Annotated in this window: 6 protein-coding genes; 1 reads left to right on the top strand and 5 read right to left on the bottom strand. The window is 70.9% G+C overall.

All coding sequences use genetic code 11. From position 1 onward, the window contains the following. Positions 1-195: 195 nt before the first annotated feature. The 5 genes from galU to ACH499_RS13395 all read right to left on the bottom strand — a co-directional run bounded on the left by galU (position 196) and on the right by ACH499_RS13395 (position 8777). Positions 196-1110, bottom strand: coding sequence for a UTP--glucose-1-phosphate uridylyltransferase GalU (galU, locus tag ACH499_RS13415; RefSeq protein WP_356203332.1), 915 nt, complete (start codon positions 1108-1110; stop codon positions 196-198). An 89-nt stretch (positions 1111-1199) separates the two neighbouring features. Then, complete coding sequence (locus ACH499_RS13410; protein WP_399015506.1) at positions 1200-3197, bottom strand: glycosyltransferase; 1998 nt, start codon at positions 3195-3197, stop codon at positions 1200-1202. 42 nt (positions 3198-3239) lie between these two features. Further along, the gene (locus ACH499_RS13405) at positions 3240-5243 is read right to left on the bottom strand and encodes a glycosyltransferase (RefSeq protein ID WP_399015504.1); all 2004 of its coding nucleotides are present in this window, start codon (positions 5241-5243) and stop codon (positions 3240-3242) included. Between the two features lie 3 nt (positions 5244-5246). Next, positions 5247-6797, bottom strand: a complete 1551-nt coding sequence (locus ACH499_RS13400; RefSeq protein ID WP_399015502.1) for a stealth family protein — start codon at positions 6795-6797, stop codon at positions 5247-5249. A gap of 171 nt (positions 6798-6968) precedes the next feature. After that, a complete protein-coding gene (locus ACH499_RS13395) occupies positions 6969-8777 on the bottom strand; it encodes a stealth family protein (protein ID WP_399015523.1) in 1809 nt (602 codons plus the stop codon). A 350-nt stretch (positions 8778-9127) separates the two neighbouring features. On the opposite strand from ACH499_RS13395, the gene ACH499_RS13390 reads away from it, so the two are divergent. Then, the gene (locus tag ACH499_RS13390; protein WP_356203338.1) at positions 9128-10231 is read left to right on the top strand and encodes an LCP family protein; all 1104 of its coding nucleotides are present in this window, start codon (positions 9128-9130) and stop codon (positions 10229-10231) included. Positions 10232-10236: the final 5 nt, after the last annotated feature.

Below are 10236 nucleotides of genomic sequence, written 5' to 3'. Positions count from 1 at the left end.
TGTTTGGTCGGGGGGGGGGCCCCCCCCCCGCCGGGGGGGGGGGGGGGGGGGGGCGCGGGGGCGCGGGTGGGGGCGGGGGCGCCCCGGGGGGGGGGGCGCCCCCGCGCCCCCCCCCGCCCCCCCCCCCCCCCCCCCCCACGCCTCTTTCGGCCGGATCACCGTTGCGTGCGCGGCCCCATGCCACGGGCTGCCCCGCTACCGGATGCCCTCGTCCCGCACGAACTCGCGCAGCCAGGCGCGGAATTCCGGGCCGAGGTCCTCGCGCTCGCAGGCCAGCCGGACGACGGCACGCAGGTAGTCGCCGCGATCCCCGGTGTCGTAGCGGCGCCCCCGGAAGACCACCGCGTGCACGGGACCGCCGAGAGTCGGGTCGAGGGCCAACTGACGCAGGGCGTCGGTCAGCTGGATCTCACCGCCGCGGCCCGGCGGGGTCTTGCGCAGGATCTCGAAGATCTGCGGGGCGAGGACGTACCGCCCGATCACGGCGAGATTGCTGGGCGCGGTGCCGGGTTCGGGCTTCTCCACGAGATCGGTGACGGCCAGCACGTCGCCTGCCTCGTCGCCCACGGGGGCCACAGCCGCGCATCCGTACAGGTGCGTCCGGTCGTCCTCGACCTCCATGACCGCCACGACGCTACCGCCTCGCTGCTCCTGCACCTCCAGCATCCGGGCGAGCAGCGCGTCGCGCTCGTCGATGAGGTCGTCGCCGAGCAACACCGCGAACGGGGCGTCACCCACATGCGGTTCGGCGCAGAGGACGGCGTGGCCCAGGCCGAGCGGGTTGCCCTGCCGCACGTAGTGGACGTCGGCCAGTTCGCTCGACTCACGAACCTGGCGCAGCTTGCGGAAGTCGCCCTTCAGCTCCAGCAGGTGCTCCAGTTCGTAGGCACGGTCGAAGTGGTCTTCCAGGGCACGCTTGTTACGGCCGGTGACCATGAGCACGTCGTCGATTCCACTGCGCACGGCCTCCGCCACCACGTACTCGATGGCGGGCCGGTCCACGACCGGGAGCATCTCCTTGGGAGTCGCCTTGGTCGCGGGGAGGAATCGAGTGCCAAGACCCGCGGCCGGGACGACGGCCTTGCGGGTGCGGCGGTGGTGCGTAGGCATGAACGTGTGCTCCATGGCGGGCGGCGGAAATGACGATGCGACGGGACTCGGTCCGAGGCCGGGGGACCCGGGGCCGGAAGAGGGGTGTGTCAGGACTTGTCGGGCCTGACGGTGAAGGACAACTCGTTGCCGGGCGTGAAGAAGACCCTTCCGCGCGCCAGGCCCTGCGTCGGGTGGTGCCAGCGCTGCGTGGGGTAGACGTCGATCCGCTTGCGCTCCAGGATGTCGTCGAAGAAGCGCGCCAGCCGGATACGCGGTTGACCGGGTTCACGCTCCAACCACAGGTCCCAGTCGTCGTGGCCGCCCGCCGAGGCGGCCACCACCCCGGCGAAGGGCAGATGCGCCTCGAAGGCGCCGTCGTGTCCCACGGACACCGAGCCCGAAACGGTGGAGGCGGCGCTCCCCTTGCGGGGCACGGCCGCCAGCCGCAGCGCGGAGAGGTCGGTGCCCGGCGGGACGACCAGGCCGCCGCGTACGAGCCAACCGTCCTGCCCCACCAGTACGGCATGCACCTCGGCGTGCTCCACACGGTGACGCACGAAGAGCGACAGATGGCCGTCCGCGGTGCGGTACGGCACGGGCCAGTACGCGGGGCCTTCCGCCGGAATGCGGCGGACCAGCAGACCACCGGTGTGGACGCCCTCCACGGCGAGCGGCCGGCGTCGGCCGTCCGACAGCTCCAGGTCGATGTCGTAGCGGCCCTCGGCGAGGGCCGGCGGTTCGGCGGGGATCGCGTACACCGACCGCGGTGTGCCCGTCGCCTCGTCCACCGACGTCCCGAGAGCGGCCAGCCTGAACAGTGTCTCGCCCCTGCGCGGGGTGACGCACAGCGCGGGCGGCTCGGTGCCGGGCACCAGCGCGACACGGACTTCGATGGCGCCGTCGCCACGCACCAGTACCTCCGCCGGGACACCGCCCGGGGTGACGGACGGGACCGCGGCGGTACCCTCCTTCGGCACCGAGGCCGCCACGTCCCGCAGGAACGCGTCGTAGCGGAAGGCGATGCGCTCGGCGCTGTAGAGCGGGGCCGTGGCGTAGGCGCCCTGGGACAGGGTCTCCCGCACCGCCGACTGTTCGATCAGGTAGCGCATCGCCTGGGCCATGGCGTCCTCGTCGGCGACCGGCACCAGAATGCCGTTGCTGCCCGGGACGACGATCTCGCCGGGGCCGAAGGGCGCGTCGGCCGCGAGAACCGGAAGCCCGTGGTGCATGGCCTCCACCAGGGTCAGACCGAAGGACTCGCGGCGGGCCGCGCTCACCGCGAACGCGGCCTTGTCCCACTCGGCTGTGAGGTCGGGCAGCGCGCCCATGAGGCGGACGGCGTCGCTGAGCCCGTGTGCGTGCACGAGGTCCTGCAAGCGCGCCTGCTCGGGCCCGCGGCCGAAGATGCGCAGCCGCCACTGCGGGTGATGGGGGACGACTTGGGCGAACGCGTTGATCAGCGTGTCGAAGCCCTTGCGCGGTACGAGCTGTCCCGCGGCGACGATCAGCGGCAGGCCGCGCACCGGGGCGTGCCGGGCCGGCGGCGGCACGATGTTTCCGATGGCGGCGAGCGGGGGTGCCTGGTCGCCCAGCTGTCGCTGGTAGTTGTTCGCGTCGGCCTGAGTGAGGCAGACGATGCCGTCCATCTCGCGGTACAGCTCCAGAGTGCGCTCGCGCAGCTCCTGGGAGGGGACCATCGAGCCCTCGTGGTCGATGACCACGCGCCCGTAGCCGTGCCGTCCATGGGCCAGGAAATACGCGGCGAACGTCGGCCGGGCAGCGATCACGACATCGGCGCCGCAACTGCCGAGGTGACCGATGATCAGGTCATCGACCTCCTGGGTGTACTGGTCGGCCCAGCTGTCCTCGCGCGGCATGATCCGGGACGGTTTGCCGCGCTGGGCCTCCGCGGCCCCTTTCCGCCGGTCGGCCAGGTAGCGCAGGGTCACGCCGCTGGACGGCGGGAAGGACGGCCGGTCCGCCGTACGGAAGACCGAGACGACCTCCACCTCGTGGTGGACCGCCAGCGCGGAGGCCAGACTGCTGGTCGCTCGCGGTACCCCGCCGAAGTTGTCGATGGTGTGGAGCAGGAAGGAGATCCGCACAAAGTGTCCTTTGGGATGCTCTGGGTCCGTGAGGAGCCGCTGTCAGTGATGCTCGGTCACCACGAGCGAGAGTTCGTTGTCCGCGGTGAAGTAGGGGCGCAGTCCGACGACGGCGCGGTCGACGTCGGGGCCGAACAGGCCGGCCGGCTCCTCCCGCACCAGCTCCGGGAAGCGCTGTACGTCGCGCCTCACCACCTGGTCGTCGGCGATGCGCGCCACCCTGACCGGCTCGCCGCCGCGGCTGTCGGTGAGTAGCACGTCCCAGTTCTCGCGCATGAGCAGCCGGGCCCTCATGGCCTCGTCCATGTTCAGCTCCGCACCGAACCAGCCGCCTTCGAAGCGCACCCGGCCGGCCGCCAGTGTGCGCGCGGGCTCCTGGCGCCGCCGCAGCAGCAACATCAGCTCGCCACCGAGCTGCCACTCCCCGTGCAGCCAGCCCGTCAGCCACAGGCTCGTGTCGCTGTAGTCGACGGTCACCAGTTCCGCATGGCTCGGACGGGACCAGACACGCAGACGGAGGTAGCCGCCCTCGGTCGCGTACGGCAGCACCCAGTGGAAGTGGTTCAGGTCGCTCAGGTGTCCGATGTCGCGTGCCCCGCCGAGCGTGCACCGTCCGTGGCGCAGGCGCCTCTCCTTGCCCCTGCCGTCCACGACGTAGACATCGGCGCGGCCCTCGCCCAGCACGGCGAGCGCGCGCGTGTCGATCCGGGCCCGGGTCCCGCCGCTCTCGACGGCGAAGTCGACCACTCCCTTGCGGCCTTTGCCCTCCTCCTTGACGCGCAGGGTCCGGGCGCCGGACACGCCACGCAAGGTGACCTCCCATGCGCCGTCCGGCAGCACCCGGCAGTCGGCGGTCGGGAGGGGGCGGTCCTCGGCGGGCGCGCCGCCGCCCGTGCGCCGCCGCCCCCAGCGGCCGCGCGCCCCGGCCTTGACCGTCCTGAACAGTTCCTCGTACGCGTCGCCGACCGTCTCCGTGCTTGCGGACCCGGCGATCCGCAGGGCCTGGGCCCGGTGCGCGGAGCGCAGTCGCTCGTCCGCCATGTAATGCTCCAGGGCGCGCGCCGTGGCATGGACGTCACCGACCGGCACCAGCAGCCCGCCGTGGCCCTCGGACAACACCTCTGGAGCGCCGAAGGGCGTCTCCGTGGCGACCACGGGCGTGGCCTGAGCGAGCGCCTCCAGCACCGGGCGAGCACTGTCCAGGCGCTCCGCGGTCACCAGGGCGATATCGGCGTCGTAGAAGTCCTCCTCGCCGACTTCTCGGTCGAACAGCAGCACATCGTCGTGGAGTCCCAGCGCGGTGACCAGTTCGCGCATCTCGCGGCGCAGCGGCCCGGTGCCGACCACCCTGAGCTGCCAGCCCGGTTGAGCCGCACGGGTCTGGGCGAAGGCGTGCAGCGCCACCTCGACACGCCGGTGCGAGACCAGCCGCCCGGCGCTGATCACCACACCCGTCGTCGGTTTGTCCGGGCTCTCGGCGAGCAGCATCGGCTCGGCGATGTGACGCACCTCGACACCGGCGGCACGCAGCGCCTGGTACTCGGGGGCGGCGGCGTCGCCCCGGGTGAGCGGGACGACCGCGTCCAGTTCGCGGTAGAGCTCCGTCCAGCGGGCGCGCACCGATTCCGGGAGCCGCTCGACAGGTGCCGGCTGGCGGGCGATGCGCCGCGCGTGTGGCACGCGGCACTGAGCCAGGGCCGCGCCGAGCGCGGAGCTCAGGGCGACCACCACGTCGGCGCCGCTCGCGGACAAATGCTTGCGGAGCCTCCCGTCGTCGGCGCGGTTGTAGCGCCGGAACTCGGGGTCGCCGGCGATGACGAGCTGGGAGGTCTCGTCGTCGTCCCGGTCGCCGGGCGCGACCGAGGGGGCCAGGGCCAGGACGTCGACGTTCCCCGGGAGCCGCAGCGCCGGGTGCGGTGCGGCGGCGCCCCGCACGGTGACGACGGTCACCTGGTGCCTGGCGACGAGGGACTGGGCGAGCCGGGCGGCCGCCCGCGCGCCGAGGGAATCGGTGGCCAGGGTGTGAACCAGGATCTCGATGTTCATGGCTCAGGCCGCCGTCTTCTCGTACGGGCTCGGCACCGGGTAGAAGGCCTCCAGGAACCGGTGGAGCACCTGGCTCTGGTGCTCGATCTCGGCGGGGTCGCTCGCGGAGTCGTTGAGGCAGAAGGTGTCCCGGTCCCGGCGCAGCAGCAGCAGTTCCAGCTTGTGCTCCAGCTCGGGGTCGTCCAGCGCGAAGTAGCCGTACCGGAGGTCGCCGGGCAGGCTGCACCCGGAGTAGTAGCTGTAGTAGTGGTGCAGCGAGGAGGCTATGGACAGGTCGGAGATGCTCCGCACGGGGCTGGCGGAGGTGCGCCGGTGCTCTTCGGGGAAGTCCCGTTCGATGGCCGCGAGGATGTCCCGGTTGAGCGCGTACGGCACATGTTTCATCTTCTGTACCAGTGTGCGGCCGAACCGCTCCTGGATGAGCCGGCGGTTGTTCTTCGCGGCGACCGAGGTGGGCACCTCGTCGGGCTCCGGGGGGCCGTAGGGGACCTGTGCCGGGGACGGGAAGAACTTGGCGATGCCGTTCGGGTGGAAGAACGCGGACGGCGTGAGGGGCCTGCCGATGAACATGTCGTCGTTGAAGTAGACGAAGTGGCGCGACAGTCCGGGGATGTGGTGCAGCCTGGACTCGATCGCATGGCTGTTGAAGGTCGGCAGGTGGGAGGGATCGTCGAAGATCTCCCGGTGGTCCACCACGCGGGCCCTGCCGTCGCCGGCGGCCCACCAGTGCGGAGTCTGCTGGTCGGTGACGATGTAGATGTTCCGCACCCACGGCATGAACATGCGCACGGAGCGGAGGCTGTACTTCAGCTCGTCGCGGGAGACATAACGGGCCAGGCTTGCCGCCTCCGCGTGGAAGACCTCACCGCGGCTCTCGGCGCGGCGCCGTTGCCAGGCCGGGTCGTCGCCGTCCACCCAGGTGTACACGACGTCGATCGGGAAGGGGTGCTCGTCGGGGAACGGGATGTCCAGTTCGGGGCGGGTGCGTGTCGGGCGCAGTTGCGGCACCCCGGCCCCGTGGGCCCGGCCCACGAGCCTGGTCATCTGCTCCCCGGGGACGAGAAGCTGCTGGTGGCCGAGGTGGACGTGCTCGCTGGCACGGTTGCGCCGGGGTGCGACGAGGCGGTCGACTCCCTGGCCGGGCACGCTCTCCTCGGGCTCCCAGAACTCGATGTCACAGCCCGTGTCGGCGCCGTACGTCAGGCGCCCTTCCTGCGTGGTTCGGAACCAGAAGGCGCGCACGACGGACAGGCCGCTCGCCCGCTCCCACGTCTTGCCCGACGCGCCGTCCCACGCGCCGTCGCCGGGCGCCATCCCGGCCTTGGGGCGGGCGATGTAGCCCCTGCTGCCGGACAGGGCGGCGCGCAGTGCCGCCAGGACCTGGGGGCGCTGACGCGCGTCGACGCCGACCGCGGAGGCGGTGTCGTCGAGGCCCGGCACCGCGAACCAGTCGATGTGTTCGGCTTCCAGGGCGCGACGGACTTCCAGGTTGTTCAGCTCGCGCGCGGCGAGCGGCGTGAGACGGTCGTGCACCAGCGCGACACGCTTGTGCATGTCCACGACGACCTGCCGCTCCGTACGGCTCCTGCGCGGGTGCGCCGACGTGGGCTCCGGGCGAGGGCCGGTGCCCATGGAGGTCTCGCCAGCCCTCTCTCGGCTGGAGGTGTCAAACACGCGGTTCACTTTCGTTACGGGGATGGGTGCTGCGGCAGGAGGAGAGTTCACTCACCGTCTGATTTCGCCCTTCCGCGACCGGCTCACAGTGCGGTACTCGTCCGAGCCCACCCGCTCGAAGCGGCTCGGGACGGGGAAGTACGCGTCGAGAAAGGTCCTGACCATGCGCTCCTGCGCCTCGGGGTCCGGGTGTACCACCGTGTCGTTCAGGCAGAAGGTGTCGAAGTTGCGGCGCGCGAGAAGGGTGTCCAGGCGCCGCTGGGCGAGGTCCGACGCGAGGTCGATGTAGATGTAGCGCAGGTTGCCGGTGGTCGCGCGGCCGGTGTGGAAGCCGTAGTAGTGGTGCAGGGACGAGGCGATGGGGACGTCCTCGGGGGATCGGAAACGGGAGTGCTGGGTGCGGCGGTGCTCGGCCGCGTACACCAGCTCGATGTCCGCGAGGACACTGCGCCGCAGCGGGTGCGGGGTGTGCTTCATCTTCTGCGCGATACGGGTACCGAACGAGCGCTCGATCAGCGCCCTGCTGTTCTTGCCGGCCGCGTTCACGGGCAGGTCCTCGGGGCCTGCCGGTCCACTCGGCACGAGCGCCTTGGACTGGAAGAACTTGCTCAGCCCGTTGGCGTGGAAGAAGTGGCCCGCGGTGAGTGGACGGCCGAAGAACACGTCGTCGTTGAGGTAGAGGAAGTGCTCCGACAGGCCTTCGATGTGGTGCAACTGGCTTTCGATGGCATGCGAGTTGAAGGTCGGCAGGGCAGAGGGGTCGGAGAAGATCTCCCGGTGGTCGACCACCTTCAGGCCCGGGACGTCGGTGTCGAGCCAGGCGGGGACCTGCCCGGCGGTGACCAGGTGGATGGTACGCACCCAGGGCGCGTACTGGTGCAGGGAGCGCAGGGAGTAGCGCAGCTCGTCACGGCTGGTGAAGCGGGCGTCGTTGGCGGCCTGGGAGTGCAGCCGCGGTGCGGGGACGCCCAGCCGTCCCGATCGGGCGGCGTCTCGTTCGGCTGCCCAGACGGGGTCGGAGTCGTCGACCCAGGTGTAGACGACGTCGATGGGGAAGAGGTGGTCCTCGGGCAGCGGCTGGGCGAACTCGGGCAGCGTCCGGGTGAGTCCCGTGGCGTAGGCACCGGGGATGAGGCTGAACAGGGCCTGCGGCGCCTCGACCCGCTCTCCGACGTCGACGAAGTCGGAGACGACACTGTTGGGACGAGGGGCGGTGAGACGCCCGTCGACTTCCTTCCAGAACTCGAGGTCACAGCCGAAGCCGGCCCCGAAGACCAGCTCCTGGGTGCGGTCGGTGACGTACCAGGCGACGCGGAGCACGTCGTACCGGCGCAGTCGGTTCCAGCTTCGCTGCTCTTCGCCGGCCTGCATGGCTCCGTCGCCGCCGACGACGGGTCCGGCATACCCGGGCGCCGCCTCGAACACGGCCCGCAGCACCGCCTCCGCCTCACGGCGCAGAGCGGCCGGCACGGCTACGGCGGGCAGGTCGCGTCCGGCGCTCCGGATGCTGAAGTGGTCGATGCCCCCGGCTTCCAACGCGGTGACGAGGAGGTGGAGGTTACGGGCACGAGCCGCCCAGGCGGTGGCACCCTCCACGAGCTGGGCGCGCATGTGCCGGTTGCCGACCTTGACGATCCGGATGCTGTGGCCGCCGCCGTGGCGCGGCGCGTTGCGGCGGCCGCCCATGGCCCAGACGACCGCGGCGGAGCGGACGGCGTCGACGGTGGACAGCGACTGCTTGACGGCGGAGCGCAGCGGGACCGGGACCTTGCGGGCGATGCCGCGCCGGGCAGTCGTGGGCACGAGTGCCCGGTACGCGGACACGAGAGATCCAGACTCCGGATTGCCGGAACCGACCACGAGGCACTCACCATCCATGCCGCTACCGGTCCCGCGCCGACATCACGGAGAGGTGGCGCATCCCCCCGAGCACCGAGCGAAGACAGACCGTTTGCTGCTCATTAATCCGATCTGTTCGACTCATGGCCCCACACGCGCACGCATTCGAACATGGGCACGGTTGAGCGAGTCACAGAACCTTCACATACAAGGCCCCTAAAAGTCCAGGCGTGAAATATTGGGCAACGTGTCCGCGTACGTGAACAATCCCACGCCGGCCCCGTACAACCTTTTGGGGTCATAGGAAACGTCTGCGCCGCCGCGGGGACGGTTGCCGCGACACCTGGACGGCCTGCATATAGTGCTCCGTCATGAGTGACCCCACTCCCGACTCCAGCACCCGCGCCGGCCGCCGAAGAGCCTCCCGCAGCGCGGGCCGCCGACAGCGCACTCGTCGTTCGCGGATACTCCGTATCGCTCTCGGCACCTTCGTGGTGCTGCTCCTCGCCGCGGGCGGCACGGCCTACTGGCTGTACAGCAGCCTGAACGGGAACATCGACGGCGTCGACATCGACAAGGCGATCGGCGACGACCGGCCGCAGAAGCTCCCCACGTCCGGGCAGAACATCCTGATCCTGGGCTCGGACTCACGCGCGGGGGCCAACGCCGAGCTGAACACCGGCAAGGTCGCCGGTGCCCGCTCGGACACCGCCCTCGTGATGCACATACCCGAGGGCCGCACGAGTGCGGTCGCCATCAGCATCCCGCGCGACACCCTGGTCACCCGGCCCTCGTGCACCAAGTCCGACGGCGGTGAGGTGGCTTCGGCGGAGCGGGTGATGTTCAACTCGATCTACTCGCAGGTCGGTCCGGCCTGTGTGGTCAAGACGGTGGAGAAGATGTCCGGCGTCCGCATGGACCACTACATGGAGATCGACTTCGCCGGTTTCAAGGGCCTGGTGGACGCCATCGGCGGGGTGACCGTCACCGTGGACCAGGACATCAAGGATCCCTCCAGTGGTCTCGACCTGACCGCCGGTACCCACCGGCTCGACGGCACCCAGTCCCTGCAGTTCGTCCGGACCCGGCACGGCGTCGGTGACGGCAGCGACCTCGGACGCATCGGCCTCCAGCAGCAGTTCATGCTCGCCCTGCTGTCCGAGATCAAGAAGCAGGACCTGCTCGGCAGTCCCACGAAGACCTACAAGATCGCCGATCAGCTCACCTCCGCCCTCACCACGGACTCCGAGCTGGCCTCTCTCACCAAGCTCGCGGACTTCGGCCGCAGCCTCAACGGCGTGGACCCGGCCACCATGGAGACGATCATGCTCCCGGTGGCGTACGACAAGACCGATCCGAACCGCGTGGTGGCCGCCGAGCCGCAGGCGTCGGACCTGTGGAAGGCGATCCGCGGCGACTCGGAGATCCCGGAATCGGCCAAGAAGTCCCCTGCCACGGGCGGCGCGCAGAGCTAGCCCGG

The sequence above is a fragment of the Streptomyces sp. NPDC018947 genome (assembly GCF_044390505.1).
GTDB lineage: Bacteria > Actinomycetota > Actinomycetes > Streptomycetales > Streptomycetaceae > Streptomyces.
This window is presented reverse-complemented; position numbering and strand designations above follow the sequence as displayed.

Excerpts from the sequence above, each read along its gene's own strand:
- ACH499_RS13390 (WP_356203338.1), top strand. The coding sequence starts at position 9,128 with ATGAGTGACCCCACTCCCGACTCCAGCACCCGCGCCGGCCGCCGAAGA.
- ACH499_RS13400 (WP_399015502.1), bottom strand. The coding sequence starts at position 6,797 with ATGCACAAGCGTGTCGCGCTGGTGCACGACCGTCTCACGCCGCTCGCC.
- galU (WP_356203332.1), bottom strand. The coding sequence starts at position 1,110 with ATGCCTACGCACCACCGCCGCACCCGCAAGGCCGTCGTCCCGGCCGCG.
- ACH499_RS13405 (WP_399015504.1), bottom strand. The coding sequence starts at position 5,243 with ATGAACATCGAGATCCTGGTTCACACCCTGGCCACCGATTCCCTCGGC.